The organism is Streptomyces sp. NPDC030296 (assembly GCF_055572815.1).
Map to the genome: position 1 here is coordinate 213633 of NZ_JBVICQ010000001.1, position 21273 is coordinate 234905.

Annotated in this window: 21 protein-coding genes; 11 read left to right on the plus strand and 10 right to left on the minus strand. The window is 71.6% G+C overall.

Annotated elements, in window-relative coordinates; translation table 11 throughout:
- The gene (locus ACZ4Z3_RS00895; protein WP_468499036.1) at window positions 1-936 is read left to right on the plus strand and encodes a dihydrodipicolinate synthase family protein; all 936 of its coding nucleotides are present in this window, start codon (window positions 1-3) and stop codon (window positions 934-936) included.
- Between the two features lie 17 nt (window positions 937-953).
- Here ACZ4Z3_RS00895 and ACZ4Z3_RS00900 read toward each other — a convergent pair whose 3' ends face one another.
- Window positions 954-1706 (minus strand): tellurite resistance TerB family protein, encoded by a 753-nt coding sequence (locus ACZ4Z3_RS00900; RefSeq protein WP_372503937.1) that lies wholly within the window; start codon window positions 1704-1706, stop codon window positions 954-956.
- Window positions 1707-1889: 183 nt separating this feature from the next.
- On the minus strand, window positions 1890-3611 hold the full coding sequence (gene leuA, locus ACZ4Z3_RS00905; RefSeq protein ID WP_468499037.1) for a 2-isopropylmalate synthase: 1722 nt from the start codon (window positions 3609-3611) through the stop codon (window positions 1890-1892).
- A gap of 413 nt (window positions 3612-4024) precedes the next feature.
- On the opposite strand from leuA, the gene ACZ4Z3_RS00910 reads away from it, so the two are divergent.
- The 7 genes from ACZ4Z3_RS00910 (at window position 4025) to ACZ4Z3_RS00940 (ending at window position 11492) form a co-directional block, all read left to right on the plus strand.
- Entirely contained in the window at window positions 4025-5095 is a 1071-nt protein-coding gene (locus tag ACZ4Z3_RS00910; protein WP_468499038.1) for a M4 family metallopeptidase, read from the plus strand.
- A gap of 20 nt (window positions 5096-5115) precedes the next feature.
- On the plus strand, window positions 5116-5382 hold the full coding sequence (locus ACZ4Z3_RS00915) for a protealysin inhibitor emfourin (protein WP_468499039.1): 267 nt from the start codon (window positions 5116-5118) through the stop codon (window positions 5380-5382).
- A gap of 88 nt (window positions 5383-5470) precedes the next feature.
- On the plus strand, window positions 5471-6796 hold the full coding sequence (locus ACZ4Z3_RS00920; RefSeq protein ID WP_468499040.1) for a GH1 family beta-glucosidase: 1326 nt from the start codon (window positions 5471-5473) through the stop codon (window positions 6794-6796).
- Window positions 6793-8046: an MFS transporter gene (locus ACZ4Z3_RS00925; protein ID WP_468499041.1), complete on the plus strand. Its 1254-nt coding sequence runs from the start codon at window positions 6793-6795 to the stop codon at window positions 8044-8046. The genes ACZ4Z3_RS00920 and ACZ4Z3_RS00925 overlap by 4 nt, the downstream gene beginning before the upstream one ends.
- Window positions 8047-8137: 91 nt before the next feature.
- Complete coding sequence (locus ACZ4Z3_RS00930; protein WP_468499042.1) at window positions 8138-10126, plus strand: protein-arginine deiminase domain-containing protein; 1989 nt, start codon at window positions 8138-8140, stop codon at window positions 10124-10126.
- Window positions 10127-10292: 166 nt separating this feature from the next.
- Window positions 10293-10601 (plus strand): trypco2 family protein, encoded by a 309-nt coding sequence (locus tag ACZ4Z3_RS00935; protein WP_468499043.1) that lies wholly within the window; start codon window positions 10293-10295, stop codon window positions 10599-10601.
- Between the two features lie 24 nt (window positions 10602-10625).
- Window positions 10626-11492, plus strand: coding sequence for a S1 family peptidase (locus ACZ4Z3_RS00940; RefSeq protein WP_468499044.1), 867 nt, complete (start codon window positions 10626-10628; stop codon window positions 11490-11492).
- On the opposite strand, the gene era is transcribed toward ACZ4Z3_RS00940, so the two are convergent.
- Window positions 11374-12336 (minus strand): GTPase Era, encoded by a 963-nt coding sequence (gene era, locus ACZ4Z3_RS00945; protein ID WP_468499045.1) that lies wholly within the window; start codon window positions 12334-12336, stop codon window positions 11374-11376. The two genes, ACZ4Z3_RS00940 and era, sit on opposite strands and share 119 nt — an antisense overlap.
- Window positions 12337-12505: 169 nt before the next feature.
- Between era and ACZ4Z3_RS00950 the strand changes: the two genes are divergently transcribed.
- Window positions 12506-13840 (plus strand): ammonium transporter, encoded by a 1335-nt coding sequence (locus ACZ4Z3_RS00950; protein WP_468499507.1) that lies wholly within the window; start codon window positions 12506-12508, stop codon window positions 13838-13840.
- A 3-nt stretch (window positions 13841-13843) separates the two neighbouring features.
- Window positions 13844-14182, plus strand: coding sequence for a P-II family nitrogen regulator (locus tag ACZ4Z3_RS00955; RefSeq protein ID WP_055539461.1), 339 nt, complete (start codon window positions 13844-13846; stop codon window positions 14180-14182).
- 70 nt (window positions 14183-14252) lie between these two features.
- On the opposite strand, the gene ACZ4Z3_RS00960 is transcribed toward ACZ4Z3_RS00955, so the two are convergent.
- The 3 genes from ACZ4Z3_RS00960 to ACZ4Z3_RS00970 all read right to left on the minus strand — a co-directional run bounded on the left by ACZ4Z3_RS00960 (window position 14253) and on the right by ACZ4Z3_RS00970 (window position 16341).
- The gene (locus tag ACZ4Z3_RS00960) at window positions 14253-14729 is read right to left on the minus strand and encodes a hypothetical protein (protein WP_468499046.1); all 477 of its coding nucleotides are present in this window, start codon (window positions 14727-14729) and stop codon (window positions 14253-14255) included.
- Between the two features lie 398 nt (window positions 14730-15127).
- Window positions 15128-15481, minus strand: coding sequence for a cytidine/deoxycytidylate deaminase family protein (locus ACZ4Z3_RS00965; RefSeq protein ID WP_055539463.1), 354 nt, complete (start codon window positions 15479-15481; stop codon window positions 15128-15130).
- A 38-nt stretch (window positions 15482-15519) separates the two neighbouring features.
- Window positions 15520-16341: a helix-turn-helix transcriptional regulator gene (locus ACZ4Z3_RS00970; RefSeq protein WP_468499508.1), complete on the minus strand. Its 822-nt coding sequence runs from the start codon at window positions 16339-16341 to the stop codon at window positions 15520-15522.
- Window positions 16342-16533: 192 nt separating this feature from the next.
- Between ACZ4Z3_RS00970 and ACZ4Z3_RS00975 the strand changes: the two genes are divergently transcribed.
- Window positions 16534-17976 carry an MFS transporter gene (locus ACZ4Z3_RS00975; RefSeq protein WP_468499047.1) on the plus strand — a complete coding sequence of 481 codons (1443 nt, stop codon included), beginning with the start codon at window positions 16534-16536 and terminating at the stop codon, window positions 17974-17976.
- On the opposite strand, the gene ACZ4Z3_RS00980 is transcribed toward ACZ4Z3_RS00975, so the two are convergent.
- The 4 genes from ACZ4Z3_RS00980 to ACZ4Z3_RS00995 are packed head-to-tail and all read right to left on the minus strand — an operon-like array spanning window position 17938 to window position 21177.
- Window positions 17938-18297: an MmcQ/YjbR family DNA-binding protein gene (locus tag ACZ4Z3_RS00980; protein ID WP_055539465.1), complete on the minus strand. Its 360-nt coding sequence runs from the start codon at window positions 18295-18297 to the stop codon at window positions 17938-17940. The genes ACZ4Z3_RS00975 and ACZ4Z3_RS00980 overlap by 39 nt on opposite strands.
- Window positions 18294-19601 (minus strand): hemolysin family protein, encoded by a 1308-nt coding sequence (locus ACZ4Z3_RS00985; RefSeq protein WP_468499048.1) that lies wholly within the window; start codon window positions 19599-19601, stop codon window positions 18294-18296. Before ACZ4Z3_RS00985 ends, ACZ4Z3_RS00980 begins: the two co-directional genes overlap by 4 nt.
- A complete protein-coding gene (ybeY, locus tag ACZ4Z3_RS00990) occupies window positions 19598-20095 on the minus strand; it encodes an rRNA maturation RNase YbeY (protein WP_055516287.1) in 498 nt (165 codons plus the stop codon). The genes ACZ4Z3_RS00985 and ybeY overlap by 4 nt, the downstream gene beginning before the upstream one ends.
- A 14-nt stretch (window positions 20096-20109) precedes the next feature.
- Entirely contained in the window at window positions 20110-21177 is a 1068-nt protein-coding gene (locus ACZ4Z3_RS00995) for a PhoH family protein (protein ID WP_468499049.1), read from the minus strand.
- Window positions 21178-21273 lie beyond the last annotated feature (96 nt).

Below are 21273 nucleotides of genomic sequence, written 5' to 3' on the forward strand. Positions count from 1 at the left end.
ATGACCGTCCCCGCCCCGCTGACCGGTGTCATCCCGCCCGTCTGCACCCCCCTGACACCGGACCGCGAGGTGGACGTCCCCTCACTGGTCCGTCTGGTCGACCATCTGGTGGCGGGCGGTGTGGACGCGCTGTTCGTGCTGGGGTCGTCGTCGGAGGGGGCGTTCCTCACGGACGGGCAGCGGCGGACGGTGGTGGAGACGGTGGTGGGGCATGTCGGCGGTCAGCTGCCGGTGCTCGCCGGGGCGATCGACATGACCACGCCCCGCGTCCTCGACCACGTCCGGGCCGTGACGGCGGCCGGGGCTCAGGCGGTCGTGGCGACCGCGCCCTTCTACACCGCCACCCACCCGGCGGAGATCTCCCGCCACTACCGTCTGCTCGGCTCCCGCTCCCCGGTCCCCGTCCTCGCGTACGACATCCCCTCGGCCGTGCACACCAAGCTGCCCGCCGAGGTGGTGCTGGAGCTGGCGGCGGACGGGGTGATCGCCGGGCTGAAGGACTCCAGCGGGGACCTGGCCGGGTTCCGTACGGTCGTCACGGGCGCCCGCGACGACGCCCGTGTCACCGGCTTCGCCGTCCTCACCGGTTCCGAGCTGCTCGTCGACGCGGCGCTCGCCATGGGCGCGGACGGCGCGGTCCCGGGCCTCGCCAACGTCGACCCCGCGGGTTACGTCCGGCTGCACCGCCTGTGCCGGACGGGCGACCGGGACCGGGCCCGCGCCGAGCAGGAACGGCTGTGCGCCCTCTTCGGCATGGTCCGCACCGGCGACCCGCGGCGCATGGGCACCGGCTCCGCCGCTCTCGGCGCCTTCAAGGCGGCCCTGCATCTGCGGGGCGTCATCGCGTGCCCGGCGACGGCGGAGCCGCAGGTGCCGCTCTCGGACGACGAGGTCGAGCGGGTGGGCAAGTTCCTGGCGGCGGCGGGTCTGCTGTAGAGCGCGGCGGGCGGGCGTCAGGACGGGGTGCGGGCCGCCGCCAGCAGCCGGGTCACCTCGTCCGCGCAGATGGTGAGCGCCGCGCCGACGGTGGACAGGACGTCGCGTTCGGCGGGGGTGTAGGGCCCGTCGGCCAGGGCGATCCGGGCGCCTTGGAGGAGGATCGCCTCGCGGCCCGCGGGGGCGAGGTGCGGGGCGAGCGGGTCGAGGGCCTCGTGCAGCTCTATGGACAGCCCGGCCGCCCCGCAGGGTTCCCCGAAGAGACGGCCCGTGTCGGCGGCGAGGGCCTCGACGAGGGCGTCGAGCTGGTCCTCGGTGCAGTCGTCGAAGCCGGCGGAGCGCACGGCGCCCGCGGCGACGCTCAGGGACGTGCGGGTGCGGGTGCCGCCGGCCGCGAGGACGGCCAGGGCGACGGTGTGGACGGCGTCGCGGAGCATCGCCGAGAGGCGGACGGTGGTGGGGTGGTCGAGGACCTCCGTGCCGTAGTGGTGGCGGCAGGCGGCGCACTCCACGACGGGGCCGGTCTCGCCGCGCGGCAGCACGGGGACACCGAGGAGGGTGAAGCGGCGGCGTCCGGTGAGGCGCTGGTAGTTGCGGTCGCCTCCGCAGCCGGGGCAGAAGAACTCGCCGTCGCCGACGCCGGTCCACGCGATCCGGGTGCCCATGAGACGCGTGAGCCGCGCGGCGCCTCCGGTCGGTCCGGCGCTCCCGGCCTCCCCGCCGCGCGCGAGCCCGGCGGCACGGCCGATTGGTCCCCGTCCTGGCAGCACGTCGCACCTCCGTTACTCCACGGCAACATCGCCGCGCTTGCGTGATGTTAGCCACATCGGTGAGGCGGAGTCAGTACTCCGGACGATGCCTTCCCGTGACCTCCACAGGGTTTGGCCGGTAAACGACGCGCCCCGCCCGCCGGAATTCGGCGAACGGGGCTTTCAAACCGCCGGTGAGGCTGGTCAGCGCGCCGCGCGGTTGACGGCGGAGACGACGGCCTTCAGGGAGGCGCGCGTCGTGTTCGCGTCGATTCCGATGCCCCACATGACCTTGCCGTCGATGGCGACCTCGATGTACGAGGCGGCCTGCGCGGAGGCGCCCTCGCTCATCGTGTGCTCCTGGTAGTCCAGCAGCCGGGCGTCGACGCCGATGCCCTGGAGGGCGTCGAAGAACGCGGAGATCGGGCCGTTGCCGGTGCCCACCAGCGTGGTCCGCGCGCCGTCGACCTCGGCCTCCACGGTCAGCGTGTCCACGCCGTCCTTGTCGGTGGTCGACTGGTTGTTGCGGACCTGGATGCGGCCCCACGGGTTGTCCGGGTTCGGCAGGTACTCGTCCTGGAAGACCGCCCAGATGTCGGAGCCGGTGACCTCGCCGCCCTCGGCGTCGGTCTTCGCCTGGATGATCTTCGAGAACTCGATCTGCATCCGGCGCGGCAGGTCCAGCTTGTGGTCGTTCTTCAGGACGTAGGCGATGCCGCCCTTGCCGGACTGCGAGTTGACGCGGATGACGGCCTCGTAGGAGCGACCGACGTCCTTGGGGTCGATCGGCAGGTACGGGACCGCCCACTCGATGTCGTCGACGGTGACGCCCTTGGCGGCCGCGTCGGCCTCCATGGCGTCGAAGCCCTTCTTGATGGCGTCCTGGTGGGAGCCGGAGAAGGACGTGTAGACCAGGTCGCCCACGTACGGGTGGCGCGGGTGGACCTCCATCTGGTTGCAGTACTCCCACACGCGGCGGATCTCGTCGATGTCGGAGAAGTCGATCTGCGGGTCGACGCCCTGGGAGAACAGGTTCATGCCCAGGGTGACCAGGTCGACGTTGCCGGTGCGCTCGCCCTGCCCGAACAGGCAGCCCTCGACGCGGTCGGCGCCCGCCATCAGCGCCAGCTCGGCGGCGGCGACGGCCGTGCCACGGTCGTTGTGGGGGTGGATCGACAGGCAGACGTGCTCGCGGCGGGACAGGTTGCGGCCCATCCACTCGAAGCGGTCGGCGTGCGTGGACGGCGTCGAACGCTCCACGGTGGCGGGCAGGTTGAGGATGATCTCGCGGCCGGGGCCGGGCTGCCAGACGTCCATGACCGCCTCGCAGACCTCCAGCGCGAAGTCCAGCTCGGTGTCGGTGAAGATCTCGGGGCTGTACTGGTAGCCGAACTCGGTCTCGGGGCCCAGCAGCTTCTCGGCGTACTCCATGACCAGCCGCGTACCGTCGACGGCGATCTGCTTGATGTCGTCCTTGGAGCCGCGGAACACCACGCGGCGGAAGACGGGGGCGGTGGCGTTGTACAGGTGCACGGTGGCCCGCTTGGCGCCCTTCAGCGACTCCACGGTCCGCTCGATCAGGTCCTCGCGGGCCTGGGTCAGTACGGAGATCGTGACGTCGTCCGGGACGGCGCCCGGCTCCTCGATGATCGACCGCACGAAGTCGAAGTCGGTCTGCCCCGACGCCGGGAAGCCGACCTCGATCTCCTTGTAGCCCATCTTGACCAGCTGGTCGAACATCCGGCGCTTGCGCTCGGGCGACATCGGGTCGATCAGGGACTGGTTGCCGTCACGCAGGTCGGTGGAGAGCCAGCGGGGGGCGACGGTGATCCGGTTGTCCGGCCAGGTGCGGTCGGGGATGTCGACCTGCTCGTACTGCCCGTACTTGTGGATCGGCATGGACGTGGGCTGCTGGCGGTTCGCCATGATGCGTGGGCTCCTCGATGGTCCGAAAGGACGGCCGACAACGCAACGCCAGAGCACCGCGGGGAGGGGGTCGGCCTCGACTACAGGCCCTCGCCGCGGCAGCTAAGGAGAAGCAGCCCGAAACGCATGATGCGAAGCAGCGTAGCCGAGTCTCTTCTGTCGCGCGGGGTCGTATCAGTATGCGGGACCAAGGAACCAACAGGGACAAAAAGGTGCGCAATGCCACACCGGGCGCGCGGGGCGCCACCCAAGGGACGCGGGGAACCGCGCGATCAGCCCCCACCCACCCACACCCCGAAAAAAAACCACCCTCAGTAACACGGCGATGACGATTCGCAACCCATACGGCGACATTTCACCAATCAAGGTCGCCCCTAGTGACACGCCCCTAACGGAGTGCAATCGTGCGACTCATGACGACAAACGGGGGCCAAGAGCCCGTCTTCTGCACAGTCGTACCGCCCCACGTCCTCGACAAGCTCGCCCAGGCCGAGGACTCCGCGCTCTCCGGCGCCGCCCGCCGCACCCTGGAGCGCGACGCACTCGAGCGCACCCGCCGCCGGCTGACCACCGTCATCGGCGCCCCGGCGATCACCGCGCCCGTCGGCGCCGAGCCCGGCACACCCCACCGCACCGTCTACGACGCCCGGCACGGCACCACCCTGCCCGGCCACCAGGTGCGCGGCGAGGGTGAGGACCCCGGCAAGGACGCCACGGTCAACCGTGCCTACGCGGGCCTGGGCGCGACGTTCGAGCTGCTGCTCAAGGCGTACGGGCACGACTCGATCGACGGCAGCGGGCTGCCGCTGGACGCGACCGTGCACTACGACCGCGACTACAACAACGCCTTCTGGAACGGCGAGCAGATGGTGTTCGGCGACGGTGACGGCGAGATCTTCCTCGACTTCACCATCCCGGTCGACGTGATCGGCCACGAGCTCAGCCACGGTCTCACCCAGTACTCGGCGAACCTCACCTACTTCGGTCAGCCGGGCGCGCTCAACGAGTCGATGTCGGACGTCTTCGGCGCCCTCATCAAGCAGTACACGCTGGGCCAGACCGCCGCCGAGGCGGACTGGCTGATCGGGGCGGGGCTGCTCGCGCCGCGTGTCACGGGGGTCGCCCTGCGCTCGATGAAGGCCCCGGGCACCGCGTACGACGACGACGTGCTCGGCAAGGACCCGCAGCCGGCGACGATGGACGACTATGTCCGCACGGGCCGCGACAACGGCGGCGTGCACATCAACTCCGGTATCCCCAACCACGCGTTCTACCTGGTGGCCACCGCGCTCGGCGGCTACGCCTGGGAGCGGGCCGGGCAGATCTGGTACGACGTGCTGACCGGCGGCGAACTCAAGCAGCAGGCGCTGTTCGTGGACTTCGCGACGCTCACGGTGAAGGCGACGAAGGAACGGTACGGGCAGGGCGACGAGCTGACGGCCGTGCTCAAGGCCTGGGAACAGGTGGGCGTGCGCACGCTGTAGTTCCGTACTAGACATGACCCATGCGGATTGAGGTGCGGCGCACGGGCGGTTTCGCGGGCATCGAGCGGCACGCGGCGGTGGACACCAGCGGGCGCCCCGATGCCCTGGAGTGGCGTGCTCTGGCCGAGCGGGTGCTGGCCGCCGGTCGGGGCACGCCGCCGCTGGGGGTGCCGGACGGGTTCTCGTACGAGATCACGGTCGACGGCAGGACGGTGTACTGCGCGGATCCCGGGCTTACGGAGGAGCAGCGGGAGCTGATCAGAAGGGTGCTCAAGGAAGGGGCGTGAGGTGCGGGCTCCTGCTGATACCCGGCGGTAACAGGGCAATCGTTCGCGGCCGTTGACTTCCGTTACCCGTGGTACGGATGATCCGCGCATGGCGACGAACCCGATACCCCAGTTCCCGGCCGGCTTCCTGTGGGGCGTCTCGACCTCCGCGCATCAGATCGAGGGGGCCGCGGACCAGCGCGAGCCCTCCGTGTGGGACGCCTTCACGGCCGAGGAGGGCCGCGTCAAGGACGGCTCGAACGCGGCCGTGGCGTGCGACCACTTCCACCGCTACCCCGAGGACGTGGCGCTCCTGCGTGAGCTGGGCGTGGACGCGTACCGCTTCTCGGTGTCCTGGCCCCGGGTGAACGCCCCCGGCGGACTGGACTTCTACGACCGGCTGGTGGACGAGCTGGCCGGGGCGGGCGTACGCCCCGTGCCCACCCTCTTCCACTGGGACCTGCCGCTGTCGCTCCAGGAGGCGGGCGGCTGGCTGAACCGGGACACCGCCGAGCGGTTCGCCGAGTACGTCGCCGTCGTCGCCGACCGCCTCGGTGACCGGGTCAGCAAGTGGATCACCCTCAACGAGCCCGCCGAGCACACCCTGCTGGGCCACGCGCTGGGCACCCACGCGCCGGGCAAGCAGCTGATGTTCGACGCCCTCCCGGCCGCCCACCACCAGCTGCTGGGCCACGGTCTGGCCGTACGGGCGCTGCGCGCGGCCGGGGCCTCGGACATCGGCATCGCCAACTCGCACGGCCCGACGTGGGCCGCGTCCGCGGAGCAGCCGGACGTGGAGGCGGCGGCCTTCTACGACCTGCTGTTGAACCGGCTGTTCGCCGAGCCCGTGCTGCTGGGCGAGTACCCGGACGGGATCGGCGAGCTGATGCCGGGCGACGACGTCTCGGCGGACCTGAAGGTGATCTCCGAGCCGATCGACTGGTACGGCGTCAACTACTACGCCCCGACCCGGGTGGGCGCCCCCGAGGGCACCGACATCGAGTTCGGCGGGGTGACGATCCCCGCCGAACTCCCCTTCACCGTGAAGGAGATCGAGGACGTCCCGACGACGGACTTCGGCTGGCCGGTGGTGCCGTCGGGCCTGACGGACCTCCTCACCGCCTTCCGGGACCGCTACGGCGACCGGCTGCCGCCCGTGGTCATCACCGAGAACGGCTGCTCGTACGAGGGCGTCGACGACCAGGAGCGCATCGCCTACCTGGACGGCCACGTCCGGGCGCTCCACCGGGCCGTGGAGGCGGGCGTCGACGTCCGCGGGTACTTCGTGTGGTCGCTGCTCGACAACTTCGAGTGGGCGGAGGGCTACGCCCGCCGCTTCGGGCTCGTGCACGTCGACTACGCGACGCTGGAGCGGACGCCCAAGGCGTCGTACGGGTGGTACCGGGACCTGCTCAGAGCGCAGCGCCGGGCATGACGACGACGCAGCCGGTCGACGCCCTCGCCGAACCCGTCGCCCGGGTCGGCGGGGGCTGGACCGCCACGCTGGCGCTGGCCAACGGGGCCATCTGGGTGGGCTGGTACGGCCCGCTGCAGATCCTGCTGGCCTCCCAGGCGGAGCACTTCGCGCCGGGTGCCGGGATGTCGAAGGAGACGATGCTGGCCTGGGTGACGGGCGCCGGCGCGGTCGTCTCCCTGGTCGCCACACCGCTGTTCGGCGCGCTGTCGGACCGTACGACGTCGCGCTGGGGGCGCCGTACGCCGTGGATCGTGGCGGGCGCGGCAAGCGGCGCGGTGGCCCTGCTGCTCCTCGCGGGCGCGAGCGGGCTGTGGACGACGGCGGCCGGCTGGTGTCTGGTCCAGCTGACCCTCAACGCGTCCTGGGCGGCGGTCACCGCGGCCGTGCCGGACCGGGTGCCGCGACTCCAACGGGGCGCCGTGGGCGGCTGGCTGGGCGCCGCGCAGATCCTGGGCGTGGTCGGCGGCACGGGGCTCGCGACACTCGGCGGGGGTGTGGGCACGGGGTACGCGGCGTGCGCGGTGTTCACGCTGGCGGGCGTGCTGCCGTACGTCCTGCGCAACCCCGATCCGCGGCTGCCGGTGGCGGACCGGCCGGTGTGGTCGTGGCGGGGCTTCCTCGCCGGGTTCTGGCTGAGCCCGCGCCGCCACCCGGACTTCGCGTGGGCGTGGCTGACGCGTTTCCTGGTGAATCTGAGCAACGGCATCGGCCTGCTCTACCTGCTCTTCTACCTGCGGGACCGCGTCCGGTACCACGACCCCGAACAGGGGGTGCTGATCCTCACGGCGGTGAACGCGGTGATGCTGCTGGCGACGGTGGTGGTCGCCGGGGTGTGGTCGGACCGGGTGGGGCGCCGCAAGCCGTTCGTGTACTGGTCGGGGCTGCTGATGGCGGTCGCGACGGCGCTGATCGCGCTCTGGCCGACCTGGCCCGGCGCGATCGTCGCCTCGGCGCTCCTCGGGCTCGGCTTCGGTGTGTTCTCCTCCGTCGACTTCGCCCTCATGACCGACGTGCTGCCCGAGGCGCGCGACCGGGGCAAGGACCTGGGCGTCGTCAACATCGCCAACTCCCTTCCCCAGGTGGTCGCCCCGGTGATCGCCGCGCCGATCGTGACGTACCTCGGCGGCTACCGGACGCTGTACCTCGTGGCCGCGGTGATCGGGCTGGCGGGGGCGGTGTTCGTGGGGCGGATCCGGGGAGTTGAGTAGATCACCGGACGCACAGTCGGCGTACAGGGAACGGATTTCCCGGTTCGGCCCTCTTCTGTGACGACCACCCACGTTGCCGAAGGGACGCCCTGTGCGCACGCGTTCACCGAGATCCGCCCTCACCCGCCCCGCACGCCGTGCGATAGCCGTGCTCGCCGTCTCCGGCACCCTGCTCGCCGTGCCGTCGCTCGCGGCGCCCGTCGCCTTCGCGGACGGGGCGCCGCCCACCGATCTGAGGGTGGACGCGAACCGGGACGGCCAGGTCGACGTCACCGGCACCACGGACAACGCCGGTGAGAACGGCTGGACGGTCGGTCGCGGCGCGCTGATGCTGCCCAACATCGACGACGACACCAAGCGCTGCCCCACCAAGGGCGCGGGCGGCAAGCCGCTGTCCGACGCGAAACTGGCCGCCTGCAACGACGCCTCCGACACCAAGGTGAACGGCACCGCCGACGCCGCCGACCTGGCGCGGGTCCGCTCCGTGCCGATGAGGAGCCTGCCGTCCGGCGCGCAGGGCACGGTGAAGGTGACCGCCGGCGCCGACAAGGCGCGCGTCTTCCTCAAGCGGGCCGACAAGTGGGTGCCCGTCACCGCCAAGACCCGGCTGACGCGTGCCGAGCTGCGGGCGGGCGTGGAGTTCGGCGTCGAGGCGCGGGACGTCATCCGGGACACCGCCAAGTGGGACGGCACCGCCCGGATCCGGCTGACCGTGAAGTCCTCCGCCGGCACGTCCTCCGACACGGTGACCCTGCGGGTGGCACCGCTCCTCACCCACCACCACCTGCAGAACACCCAGCAGCTGATGGTCACCAAGATCGCCGGCACCGAGGGCTACGCGAAGCGCAACCGCATCTTCCGCGAGGGCCTCGACAAGGAGGCGCGGGCCGCCGGCATCACCAAGCCGACCATCAACTTCACCAAGTACGAGGACATCTGGGCGCAGGACTTCGTGGAGCCCGGCTACGTCAGCATGACCGGCGCGGACGGGCGGCGGCAGGTCATGCGGGTGATGCTGCGCTCGGCGCAGATGGACCGCGAGGCGGGCCGGGAGCTGTTCGAGAAGCTGCGCGGCCCGAACGTCGGCGCCGTCCAGGTGACCGGTGCCCGCCCCTCCGAGGAGTGGACGCTCAACTCCATGGGCAACGTGGAGACCATCCCGCCCTACGCCCACGGCGACCGCTCCTTCCCGGCGGGCCGGATCATCATGGGGCACCGCCCGGACAGCGGCTCCAAGCCCGCCAAGGTGATGCGGACCTTCCTGAAGTCGCAGGGGTTGCAGGACCCGCTGTTCCTGGACACCTCCTGGCTGCACGTGGGCCACGTCGACGAGTTCGTGCAGTTCCTGCCCGCCGACACCCCGCGCGGCTGGAAGCTCGCCGTGGCGGACCCCGAGGCGGGCCTGAAGCTGCTGCGGGACGCCAAGGCCGCCGGGCACGGCTCGAAGCGGATGTTCTCGCTGCCGGTCGGCCCGACCGAGACGATCAACCAGGCCCTCGCCTCGAAGACGCTGGTCTCCGACAACAACCTCGCCACGCGCCGCATCGAGGCCAACCTCGCGATCCTCAAGCGCGAGACGGGCGTCACGGACGCCGAGGTCGTGCGCGTCCCGGCGCTGTTCACCCAGGGCCGTGAGCAGCGGGGCGAGTCGGGTGACGAGAAGCTCCGCCTGCCCCGGCTGAGCCGCCTCGGCGCGGGCGCCGAACTCCCCGACGTGGCCCGTGACCACGGCCAGCAGCGGATGCTCGACCGGGCCGTGCCGGGCAGCGCCGCCCCGTCCGCGAACGGCGCCGTCGGCAGCCCCGCCGCCCCCGCGCCCTCGGTCATGACCAGCGCGTACGTCCCCGGTGCCGTCAACGGCATCGTCCTCAGCCGCACCCACTACCTGGCGCCGCGCCAGTGGGGCCCCGTCATCGGCGGCAAGGACATCTTCACGGAGGCGGTGACGGCCGCGTACACCGCCGCCGGCATGAAGGTGTCGTACATCGACGACTGGGAGACGTACCACCAGGGCATGGGCGAGATCCACTGCGGTACGAACACCCTCCGCGACGCGTCGGCCGCCTGGTGGACGCGCTAGCGGACCCCGCGCACCCGGCCTGAACGTGCCGTCGCCCCCGACCGCCGGGGGTGACGGCACGTTCGGGTTCCGGCCTCGGGGAGGTGAAGTGGGTTGCCGCCGGGGGCTCCTGATGTGTGGTCACTAGGATGGGCGCGCAACGTGACGGGGTGACGGAGGGCGGGTCATGGCGAGCGGTGGTCGGGGCGAGGACTGGCTGGACCTGGCCGATGCCGTCGAGGTGCTGCGGACGCAGCTGGCGGAGGCGCAGCGGCGCGGGCAGGGATCCCCGCTGCGGTTCGTGGTGGGGGAGATCACCGCGGAGTTCGAGGTCGAGCTGGTGCGGACGCGCAACGGCGGCGGGGCGCTGCGGTTCGGTGTCGTGGAGGCCGACGCCCGCGGGGAGCGCTCGTCCCGGTCGGTGCAGCGGGTGACCCTGACGTTGAAGCCGGAGCAGCACGGCGGCGGCGACGTCGCCGTGGGCGACGTCGAGTAGGCCGGGGCACGCGGGGGCCGCACAGTGGAGGAGACGCAGGTCGTCCAGGTCCGCGCCGGCGCGGGCTTCGGCAGCGGCTATCTCGTCGCGCCCCGGCTGGTGCTGACCGCCGCGCATGTGGTGGCCCCGGAGGCGGACGGCGCGATCACGGTGTCCCTGCCGGGCGGGGCGGAGCGGTTCCCGGTGGTGGTGCGGTGGCGGCGGGACGACGGGGAGACCGTGGACGCCGCGCTGCTGGAGATCCCCGCCGACGACGGGCGGTGGTCTCCGCCGAGCACGCTGCGCGGGGCCTTCGGCCGCCGCCCGCAGCGCTGGGGCCGGTGCGTCACCGTCGGCACGGAGATCCCGGTCGCCGCCCTGGGCTTCCCCCGCCAGCAGCGGACCGCGGCCGGCCGCCGGGACCGGGAGGTGCTGATCGGCCGGGTGCGCCCGCACGCCGGCCCGCCCCACGAGATCCTCGACGACGCGGGCCCCCTCCGGGCGGACCTGTCGGGCCTGGACGGTACGACCGCCGCGCGCACCACCTCGTGGTCCGGGATGTCGGGCGCGGCCGTCTTCGCGGACGGCGGGGCCCTGCTGCTCGGGGTGGTGCGGTACGACCGCCGGCCCGGCCAGGGCACCCGGCTGACGTACACGCGCAGCGAGGACCTGCTGGCCTTCGACGGGTTCCGGGCGGTGGTGAGGCAGGCGACCTCCGTCGACCCGCAGGCCGAACCCACAGCGTCTGCCGACGTCGAGGAACCCGTTCGCCCTGGACTGACGGGCGGGTGGGTCAGAAGCCGAGGCGGCGCAGCTGCTTGGGGTCCCGCTGCCAGTCCTTGGCGACCTTCACATGGAGGTCGAGGAAGACCGGGGTGCCCAGCAGCGCCTCGATCTGCTTGCGGGACTTGATGCCGACGTCCTTCAGACGCTTGCCCTTGGGGCCGATGATGATGCCCTTCTGGCTGGGCCGCTCGATGTAGACGAAGGCGTGGATGTCGAGGAGGGGCTTGTCGGCGGGGCGGCCCTCGCGGGGCAGCATCTCCTCGACGACGACGGCGATGGAGTGCGGCAGCTCGTCGCGGACGCCCTCCAGCGCGGCCTCCCGGATGAGCTCGGCGATCATGACCTGCTCGGGCTCGTCGGTGAGGTCGCCCTCGGGGTAGAGGGCCGGGCCCTCCGGCAGGAGGGGGACGATCAGGTCGGCGAGCAGGTCCACCTGCTTGTCGCCGACGGCCGACACCGGGACGATCTCGGCCCACTCGAAGCCCAGCTCCTTGCCGAGCTGGTCGATCGCGATGAGCTGCTCGGCGAGCCGCGGCCCCTCCACGAGGTCGGTCTTGGTGACGATCGCGATCTTCGGCGTCTTCTTGATGGACGCCAGCTCCTTGGCGATGAACCGGTCACCGGGGCCGAGCTTCTCGTTCGCCGGGAGGCAGAAGCCGATCACGTCGACCTCGGCCCACGTGGTGCGCACGACGTCGTTGAGGCGCTCCCCCAGCAGCGTGCGCGGCTTGTGGAGGCCCGGGGTGTCGACCAGGATCAGCTGGGCGTCCGGCCGGTGCACGATGCCGCGGACCGTGTGCCGCGTCGTCTGCGGCTGGTTCGCCGTGATCGCCACCTTCTGGCCGACCAGAGCGTTCGTGAGGGTGGACTTGCCCGCGTTGGGGCGGCCCACGAAGCAGGCGAAACCGGCACGGTGGGCGGCCTCGGCCGGCTGCTCGGATGACTGGGTACGAACGCTCATGGCGCCCATTCTCCCTGATCCCCGGAGCCGCCCCGTACCGGACGTCTCCGGTGAGCTTTCGGAAACCCTCACGCAATGAAACGTCACGGAAACACACCCGTACGCGACCGGAAACGAGGGGCGGTGAATCTCTGACGAGCCCCGCACCCGTATCCGCTGGAGAAAGGCCGTGACGACCGTGACCCTGGCCGCGCCCCTCGCCGCGCCCCTGGCCGCGAAAGGCATCGACACCGGCGACACCGCCTGGCTGCTCGCCGCCACCGCGCTCGTACTGCTGATGACCCCGGGCCTGGCCCTCTTCTACGGCGGCATGGTCAGGACGAAGAGCGTCCTCAACATGCTGATGATGAGCTTCGTGTCGATCGCCCTGGTCACCGTGGTGTGGCTGGCGGCCGGGTACACGCTCGCGTTCGGCGACGACGCGTTCGGCGGCCTCATCGGGAACCTCGACCACCTCGGCATGGCCGGCCTCGGGCCGGACAGCGTCCAGGGCACCGTGCCCACCCTGCTGTTCGCCACCTTCCAGCTGACCTTCGCGATCATCACGGCCGCCCTCATCAGCGGCGCCGTCGCGGACCGGGCGAAGTTCGGGGCGTGGCTGGTCTTCGTCCCGGTGTGGGCGCTGCTCGTATACGTTCCGGTCACCCACTGGGTGTGGGGTCCGGGCGGCTGGATCGTGAGCGACCTCGGCGCCCTGGACTATGCGGGCGGTCTGCCGGTGGAGATCACCTCCGGCGCCTCGGGCCTCGCGCTGTGCCTGGTCCTCGGTCCCCGCCTGGGCTTCAAGAAAGACGCCATGCGCCCGCACAACCTGCCGATGGTCGTGCTGGGCGCGGGTCTGCTGTGGTTCGGCTGGTTCGGCTTCAACGCCGGCTCCGCCCTCGGCGCGAACGGTATGGCCGCCGCCGTGTTCCTCAACACCCTCGCCGCCGGCTGCACCGGTCTGCTGGGCTGGCTGTTCGTGGAGCAGCGGCGCGACGGCCACCCGACGACGCTGGGCGCGGCCTCCGGCGCCGTCGCGGGTCTCGTCGCGATCACCCCGTCCTGCGGCTCGGTGTCGCTGCTCGGCGCGCTGGTCGTCGGCCTCGCCGCCGGTGTCGTGTGCAGTTACGCGGTGAGCTGGAAGTTCAGGCTGAACTACGACGACTCCCTCGACGTCGTCGGGGTCCATCTGGTCGGCGGGATCATCGGCACGGTGCTCATCGGTGTCTTCGCCGTCGAGTCGATGACCGGCGGTCCCGAGGGCCTGCTCCACGGCGGTGGGCTCGGCCAGTTGGGCAGGCAGCTGGTGGCCGTGGTCGCCGTCGGGGTGTACGCGTTCCTCGTGACGTACGGCGTCGGCAAGCTGATCGACAGGCTGCTGGGCTTCCGCGCGGACGAGGAGCACGAACACACCGGCCTCGACCTTACGGTCCACGCCGAGACGGCATACGATCACGGCGTCCTGGGCCACGGTGCCCCGGTCACCGCGTCCGTCCCGTCCACTTCCTCCACGCAGAAGGCCAGGGCTTAAGGCATGAAGCTCATCACCGCGATCGTCAAGCCGTACCGCCTCGACGAGGTCAAGACCGCCCTCCAGGAGATGGGCGTGAACGGTCTGACCGTCAGCGAGGCCAGCGGGTACGGGCGGCAGCGCGGCCACACCGAGGTCTACCGCGGCGCCGAGTACCAGGTCGACCTGGTCCCCAAGGTGCGCATCGAGGTCGTCGTCGACGACGCGGACTCCGAGGCCGTGATCGAGGCGATCGTGAAGGCCGCGCAGACCGGCAAGATCGGCGACGGCAAGGTGTGGGCGCTGCCGGTGGAGACGGTCGTACGGGTGCGGACGGGTGAGCGGGGTCCCGACGCGCTCTGAGGCGACGGAACCGACATGAGGGGTGGTGCGGCCCGCGGGTCGCTCCACCCCTCACTCATGGGCGCTCGGCTCAGTCGAACACGAACGGGCCGGGCGACTGCGGCCCGCTCGCCGTGCAGTTCACGGGGAAGCCGAAGACGACCATCCGCAGGGAGCCGCCGTACGCCTCCAGGCTGTCGCCGGGGGCGACGGTGCCGGTGAGCGGACCGACGACCATGCCGTCGCCGGCGGCCAGCGCCGGGTTCTCGGTGCCGGTGAAGGAGGTGGTGCCGCCGCCCGCCTTCACGAAGGTGAGCGTGGACTGGATGGAGTCCTCGGCGAAGGCGATCGGTGCGGTGATCTCCGAGGAGGAGAGGGTCACGGTGGCGGACGTGCCGTCCTGGGTGGCCGTGAGCGTGGCGGCGCCGGAGCCGCCGATCGCACAGCTGGCGTTGATCGTCGCGGACTGCGGGGTGACGGCGGCGGCGCTGGGGGCGAGAGCGAGGCCGGTGACGGCGAGCGTCCCCGCGGCGAACGCCGCGCCGACTCCGAGTCGTATGCGTCTCATCGAGCGATTTCCCTTCCCTTGCACGGGAGTCGCACGGGGCTTGGGGACAGCCCCGTACGGCCCGGTACGGGCATTGCCATGTGGGGGCGGAACAACGCGCGGCCGCGCGGCGGAATCTGACGGTCCGCCATAGGAACGGCTCCATTGAGACGCGCGGCGCCTGAGATTGCAAGAGAAGCTCTGCCGATCGCACCCACGGTCGACAAAGTGGCCGAAGCCTTACGTCGGTTGCATGCTCAACCACCGCGGGAGGGGCGCACGCGCGGGCGTTTGGTCCCGTCCCGCGCGGGATGTCGACGGCCGGAAGCGGCTGTCCACTCGCCCGCGCGTGGAACTCGCGCCGGCCCGGACAACTGTTACCGGCCGTAACACTAGAGTGGGGACGGCCCCGGCGGGGCTCAGCCCGCCGTCACCGTCGCCCGTACCGTGCCGTCAGGACCGGCCAGCAGCACCGGGGTCCCCGCGCCGCCGAGGTCGCGCACGGCCGCGCGGTCCTCGTCGGAGACGGCGTCGGAGTCGCTCACCACGGCCGCCGCCTCCAGGGACTTCGCACCGGAGGCCACCGCCATCGCGACCGCGGTGCGCAGCGCGCTGAGCCGCAGCGAGTCCAGGGCGACGGTTCCGGCGACGTACGTCCGGCCCGTCTCGTCGCGTACGGCCGCGCCCTCGGGCACGCCGTTGCGGGCCCGCGCGGAACGGGCCAGGGTGACGATCTTGCGGTCCTCGGGGTCGAGCGCGCTGCTGTCGGTCATGATCCGAGCATACGTAGCCGCGCGGCCGGCACCCGCGCTCACCCCGCCACCGGGTACAGGGCCCCGCGCCTGCCCTTCGGCGAGACCAGCCGCTCCAGCTTGGCCGCGGTGTCCGCCTCGTCCAGCGGGGTGTGGAGCACGATGGTCAGATCGGGGCGGGCCGGCATCTTCATCACACTGGACTCCAGACAGAGCAGCCCGAGCACCGGATGGTCGAGCTCCTTGCGGATCTGCCCGGCGTCCTCGATGTCCCGCCGCTCCCACAGGGCCGCGAACTCGGGGCTCGCCGCCATGACCCGGGCCAGCAGCTCCCGCAGCCCCTCGTCGTCGGGCGTCGCCGAGCACGCCGCCCGGAACTGGGCGACGACCGAGCAGGCGTTCGCCTCCCAACTCCGGGACCGGGAGCGGTACATCGGGTCGGTGAAGAAGTCCATCAGGCAGTTCTGGGTGACACCCGGCCGCATCCCGAGGACGAGGGCGGCCGCGTCGTTGTGGAGGACGCTGTTGTAGTACCGGTCCATGATGTGCGCCGGGTACGGCATCCACGCGTCCAGCATGCGCCGCAGACCGTCGCACATGTCGCGGCGCTCGGGCTCCGGCTCGGGGACGGGCGGGTTGAGCCCGGCGAGGAGGTACAGGTGCCGCCGTTCGGCGCCGCTGAGCCGCAGCACCCGGGCGACGGCGTCCAGGACCTGCGGGGAGACGGAGATGTCCCGCCCCTGCTCCAGCCACTGGTACCAGGAGGCGCCCACGCCCGCGAGGACGGCGACCTCCTCACGGCGCAGACCGGGCGTACGGCGCCGGGGCCCGCCGTCGGGCAGCCCGGCGTCGGCCGGGGAGACCCGGGCCCGCCTGCTCATCAGGAACTCACGCAGTTCGGTGCGGCGGTGCGTCCTGCCCGCCGCGGTCCCCGCGACCGCTGCCACGTGTCGTACTCCCCCGGTTCGACGGCATGCCGGCACCCGCCCCGCCGCCGGCCGACGGGTGGTGGTGCCACCACCAGGACAACTGCCCGCTCCCCACGGCTATTCCGGCCACCGCACTGTCTTCCCATGGCAATCGACACCAAGTCCCCGGCCGCCGCCCCCGGCGGACGCACCACCCTGTCCCCACGCGACCGTCTCGTCCTGTTCGTCCTGTGCGCCGCCCAGTTCATGGTCGCGCTCGACTTCTCCGTCCTGAACGTGGCGCTGCCCCTCCTCGGCCCGGACCTCGGCATGAGCCCGTCGGCGCTCCAGTGGGCGGTGACGGCGTTCGCGCTGCCCTCGGGCGGCTTCCTGCTCCTCTTCGGCCGGGTCGGTGACCTGTACGGCCGCCGCCGGCTGTTCCTCGCCGGACTGGCCCTGTTCGGCGCGGCCTCGGTGCTGGCGACGTTCGCCTGGGACCCGGCGTCGTTCCTGGCGGGCCGCGCGCTCCAGGGTCTCGGCGCGGCGGCGATCGTGCCGACGGGCATGTCGCTGCTGACGACCACGTTCCCGGAGGGGCCGGCCCGTGACCGCGCCCTCGGTGTCTCGGGCACCGTGCTGTCGCTGGGCTTCACCTTCGGGATGGTGGCCGGCGGGGTGATGACCGACGCGCTCGGCTGGCGCTCCACGATGGGTCTGCTCGCCGTCTTCGCGCTGCTGGTGCTGCCGCTGGCCCCCGGTCTGCTGCCCGAGTCCCGCACCCCGGAGCGCCCGCGGCTGGACGTGCCCGGCGCGATCACGGTCACCGGTGGTCTGCTGGCCGTCATCTACGCCCTGTCCACGGCGGCGGAGCGCGGCTTCGGCGGCGCCGACGTGATCGGCACGCTCGTCGTGGGGCTCGCCCTGCTGGTGGCCTTCGTCCGCGTCGAGTCCCGTGCGAAGGAGCCGCTGGTGTCCCTGCCGATGCTGCGGCGCCGGACGGTGGCGTGGGGCAACCTGGGCGGTCTCGTCACCTTCTCGATGATGTCGACGGTGGTCTTCGTCCTGACGCTCTACCTCCAGGAGACCCTGCGGCTGTCGGCGTTCGAGACGGGCCTGGTCTTCGGCACCCAGGGGGTGCTGTCGGCGGTGGCCGGCACGTACGCCCCCCGGGTCATCGGCCGCTTCGGCGCCCGCCGCACCCTGGTCGTCTCCCTCGCAGGCCAGGGCCTGCTGACCGCCGCCCTGCTGGGGACCGGCGAGGCCGGCTGGTCGGTGTGGCTCGCGGTGACCGCGGTGTCCCTGGCGAGCATGTGCCACCTGGGCGCGATCATCTCCTACGGCCTGACCGTGACCTCCGGTGTCCCCGACCACGAACAGGGCCTCGCCACCGGCCTGGTCACCTCCACCCAGCAGGTCGGCATCACCGTCGGCATCCCGCTCCTCGGCGTCCTCGCCACCACCTCGGGCGACCTGCTCGCCGGGGTCCACCTGGTCCTCGCCCTGGACACGGCGATCGTCCTGGCGGCGGCGGTCCTGGTCGCGGTGGGCCTGCGCGTGCGGCGCGGCGCGTCAGGGGCGGTCGAGGCGCAGCCGCTCGGCTCGCGGTAGCCCGGCCACGACCAGGTCGTACGAGTCCTCGATGAGCTCCCGGACAACGGCGTCCGGGAGATCGCCGTCGACCGTCACCGTGTTCCAGTGGCGCTTGTTCATGTGGTAGCCGGGGGCGATCAGGCCGGGGTGTTCACCGCGCAGCCGGACCGCGTCCTCGGGGTCGCACTTGAGGTTGACCTTCAGGGGCCGCTGCTCCGTCCAGCTCAGCGCGAACATCTTGCCGAGGACCTTGAAGACGGAGATCTCCGGACGGAACGGGAAGTCCTCCACGGCCTCGTCGAACGACAGGCAGAAGGCGCGCAGTTCGTCGGGGGTCATTCCGTCTTCGTCTCCTCCAGTGGCGGCTCGACCGGGCCGATCGGCTCCACCAGCACCGTGACGATCTTGTTCCGCCGGCCGGCGGCGGCCTCCGCGGTGAGCCGCAGTTCCCGCCCGTCGGGCAGTTCCACGACCGAGGAGGCACCGGCGATGGGCACCCGGCCCAGCGCCTTGGCGAGGAGACCGCCGACGGTCTCCACGTCCTCGTCGTCGTAGGCGTCGAGGCCGTACAGCTCGCCGAGGTCGGTGATGTCGAGGCGGGCCGTGACCCGGTGGCGGTCGTCGCCGAGCTCCTCCACCGGGGGCAGCTCCCGGTCGTACTCGTCGGTGATCTCGCCGACGATCTCCTCCAGGATGTCCTCGATGGTGACGATGCCGGCGGTGCCGCCGTACTCGTCGATGACGACGGCGACGTGGTTGCGTTCCTGCTGCATCTCGCGGAGCAGGTCGCCGGCGTTCTTGGTGTCGGGGACGAAGACCGCGGGGCGCATGGCGGTGGAGACCAGTTCGTTCTCGGCGTCGCGGTTGATGTGCGTCCGGCGGGCCATGTCCTTGAGGTAGACCACGCCGACGATGTCGTCCTCGCTCTCCCCGGTGACGGGGATGCGGGAGAAGCCGGACCGCAGGGCGAGGGTGAGCGCCTGGCGGATCGTCTTGTACCGCTCGATGACGACGAGGTCGGTGCGCGGGACCATCACCTCGCGGACGAGGGTGTCGCCGAGTTCGAAGACCGAGTGCACCATGCGGCGCTCCTCGGCCTCGATCAGCGACTCCTGCTCGGCGAGGTCGACCAGTGCGCGCAGCTCCGCCTCGGAGGCGAACGGGCCGCGGCGGAAGCCCTTGCCGGGGGTGAGCGCGTTGCCGATGAGGATCAGCAGCGCCGGGACGGGGCCCATGATCCGGGCCAGCGGCAGCAGCACGTACGCCGCGGCCGTGGCCGTGTTCAGGGGGTGCTGGCGGCCGATGGTGCGCGGGGAGACGCCGACGGCGACATAGGAGACGAGGACCATGACGCCGATGGCGACGGCCAGCGCCTCCCAGGTCGCGTCGAACTCCCGCAGGCACGCGTACGTGACGAGGGCCGCGGCGGCCATCTCGCAGGCCACGCGCACCAGGAGCGCGACGTTCAGATAGCGGGTCGGGTCGGCCGTGACCTGGGCGAGCTTGGCGCTGCCGCGCCGCCCGGACCGTACGGCCTCCTCGGCCCGGAAGCTGGAGACGCGCGCGAGGCCCGCCTCCGCGCAGGCGGCGAGCCAGGCGACGACGACCAGGGCGACGGCACCGCTGACGAGGGATGCGCTCATGACACGGTCGGGGCCGGGGACGGGCCGGTGAGGCCCTTCTCCGCGCGCCAGCCGTCCACGATGGCCGCCTGCAGACCGAACATCTCGGCCTTCTCGTCGGGCTCCTCGTGGTCGTAACCGAGGAGGTGCAGCACTCCGTGGACGGTCAGGAGCTGGAGCTCCTCGTCCATGGAGTGCTGCGTGGCCGCTTCCTTGCCCTGCTTCTCGGCGACCTCGGGGCACAGCACGATGTCCCCGAGGAGGCCCTGCGGCGGCTCGTCGTCGTCCTTCGACGGCGGACGCAGCTCGTCCATGGGAAAGGACATGACATCCGTCGGGCCGGGCAGGTCCATCCACTGGATGTGCAGCTGCTCCATGGCGTCGGCGTCCACGACGATCACCGACAGTTCGGAGAGCGGGTGGATGCGCATCCGCGCGAGTGCGTAGCGGGCGATGTCGAGGATCGCCTGCTCGTCGACCTCGGTTCCGGACTCGTTGTTGACGTCGATCGACATGGCGCTGTGCTTGTCTACTTCCCCTTGTGCCCGGCCCTGCCGCGGCTCTTGTGAGAGCCGTTCTGGGTGCCGTGCTGGCTGTCGTACTGCTCGTACGCGTCGACGATACGGCCGACGAGCTTGTGCCGGACGACATCCTGCGACGACAGCCGGGAGAAGTGCACGTCCTCGACGCCGTCCAGGATGTCCTGGACCTGGCGCAAACCGGACTTCGTGCCGTCCGGCAGGTCGACCTGCGTCACGTCACCCGTGATCACGATCTTCGAGTCGAAGCCGAGGCGGGTGAGGAACATCTTCATCTGCTCGGGCGAGGTGTTCTGTGCCTCGTCGAGGATGATGAAGGCGTCGTTGAGCGTGCGGCCGCGCATGTACGCCAGGGGCGCGACCTCGATGGTCCCGGCGGCCATGAGCCGCGGGATCGAGTCGGGGTCGAGCATGTCGTGCAGCGCGTCGTACAGCGGGCGCAGATAGGGGTCGATCTTCTCGTAGAGGGTGCCCGGCAGGAAGCCGAGCCGCTCGCCGGCCTCGACGGCGGGGCGGGTCAGGATGATGCGGTTGACCTGCTTGGACTGCAGGGCCTGTACGGCCTTGGCCATCGCCAGGTAGGTCTTGCCGGTGCCGGCGGGGCCGATGCCGAAGACGACGGTGTGCTTGTCGATGGCGTCGACGTACCGCTTCTGGTTGAGCGTCTTGGGGCGGATGGTGCGGCCGCGCGAGGACAGGATGTTCTGCGTGAGCACCTCGGCCGGGGTCTCCTGGCCGTCGCCCTTGCCGTTCTCACTCGCTCTCAGCATGGCGATCGAGCGTTCCACTGCGTCCTCCGTCATCGGCTGTCCGGTGCGGAGCACCAGCATCATCTCGTCGAACAGGCGCTGGACGAGAGCGACTTCCGGGGCGTCGCCGACCGCGCTGATCTCATTGCCCCGGACGTGGATGTCGACCGCCGGGAAGGCCTTCTCGATCACGCGCAGGAGGGAGTCGCCGGAACCCAGCACGGTCACCATGGGGTGCGCCGCGGGGACGGTGAACTGCGCTCTCGCCTTGCCCTGCGCGGGGGTGTGAGCTGTGGGTGTCTGAGTCATGGGCCGGCTCTGGGGCCGCACGTCCTCCTTGTAACGGCTCGCAGGCCCTGTGCGGGGGCTGCGCTTGCGATTCAAGGGTACGCCGGGGCACCGACA

Bases quoted from the DNA above. Each gene is read 5' to 3' on its own strand.
- ACZ4Z3_RS00895 (WP_468499036.1), top strand. From the start codon at position 1: ATGACCGTCCCCGCCCCGCTGACCGGTGTCATCCCGCCCGTCTGCACC.
- leuA (WP_468499037.1), bottom strand. From the start codon at position 3,611: ATGGCGAACCGCCAGCAGCCCACGTCCATGCCGATCCACAAGTACGGG.
- ACZ4Z3_RS00910 (WP_468499038.1), top strand. From the start codon at position 4,025: ATGACGACAAACGGGGGCCAAGAGCCCGTCTTCTGCACAGTCGTACCG.
- ACZ4Z3_RS00915 (WP_468499039.1), top strand. From the start codon at position 5,116: ATGCGGATTGAGGTGCGGCGCACGGGCGGTTTCGCGGGCATCGAGCGG.
- ACZ4Z3_RS00920 (WP_468499040.1), top strand. From the start codon at position 5,471: ATGGCGACGAACCCGATACCCCAGTTCCCGGCCGGCTTCCTGTGGGGC.
- ACZ4Z3_RS00925 (WP_468499041.1), top strand. From the start codon at position 6,793: ATGACGACGACGCAGCCGGTCGACGCCCTCGCCGAACCCGTCGCCCGG.
- ACZ4Z3_RS00935 (WP_468499043.1), top strand. From the start codon at position 10,293: ATGGCGAGCGGTGGTCGGGGCGAGGACTGGCTGGACCTGGCCGATGCC.
- era (WP_468499045.1), bottom strand. From the start codon at position 12,336: ATGGGCGCCATGAGCGTTCGTACCCAGTCATCCGAGCAGCCGGCCGAG.
- ACZ4Z3_RS00955 (WP_055539461.1), top strand. From the start codon at position 13,844: ATGAAGCTCATCACCGCGATCGTCAAGCCGTACCGCCTCGACGAGGTC.
- ACZ4Z3_RS00960 (WP_468499046.1), bottom strand. From the start codon at position 14,729: ATGAGACGCATACGACTCGGAGTCGGCGCGGCGTTCGCCGCGGGGACG.
- ACZ4Z3_RS00965 (WP_055539463.1), bottom strand. From the start codon at position 15,481: ATGACCGACAGCAGCGCGCTCGACCCCGAGGACCGCAAGATCGTCACC.
- ACZ4Z3_RS00970 (WP_468499508.1), bottom strand. From the start codon at position 16,341: ATGAGCAGGCGGGCCCGGGTCTCCCCGGCCGACGCCGGGCTGCCCGAC.
- ACZ4Z3_RS00975 (WP_468499047.1), top strand. From the start codon at position 16,534: ATGGCAATCGACACCAAGTCCCCGGCCGCCGCCCCCGGCGGACGCACC.
- ACZ4Z3_RS00980 (WP_055539465.1), bottom strand. From the start codon at position 18,297: ATGACCCCCGACGAACTGCGCGCCTTCTGCCTGTCGTTCGACGAGGCC.
- ACZ4Z3_RS00985 (WP_468499048.1), bottom strand. From the start codon at position 19,601: ATGAGCGCATCCCTCGTCAGCGGTGCCGTCGCCCTGGTCGTCGTCGCC.
- ybeY (WP_055516287.1), bottom strand. From the start codon at position 20,095: ATGTCGATCGACGTCAACAACGAGTCCGGAACCGAGGTCGACGAGCAG.
- ACZ4Z3_RS00995 (WP_468499049.1), bottom strand. From the start codon at position 21,177: ATGACTCAGACACCCACAGCTCACACCCCCGCGCAGGGCAAGGCGAGA.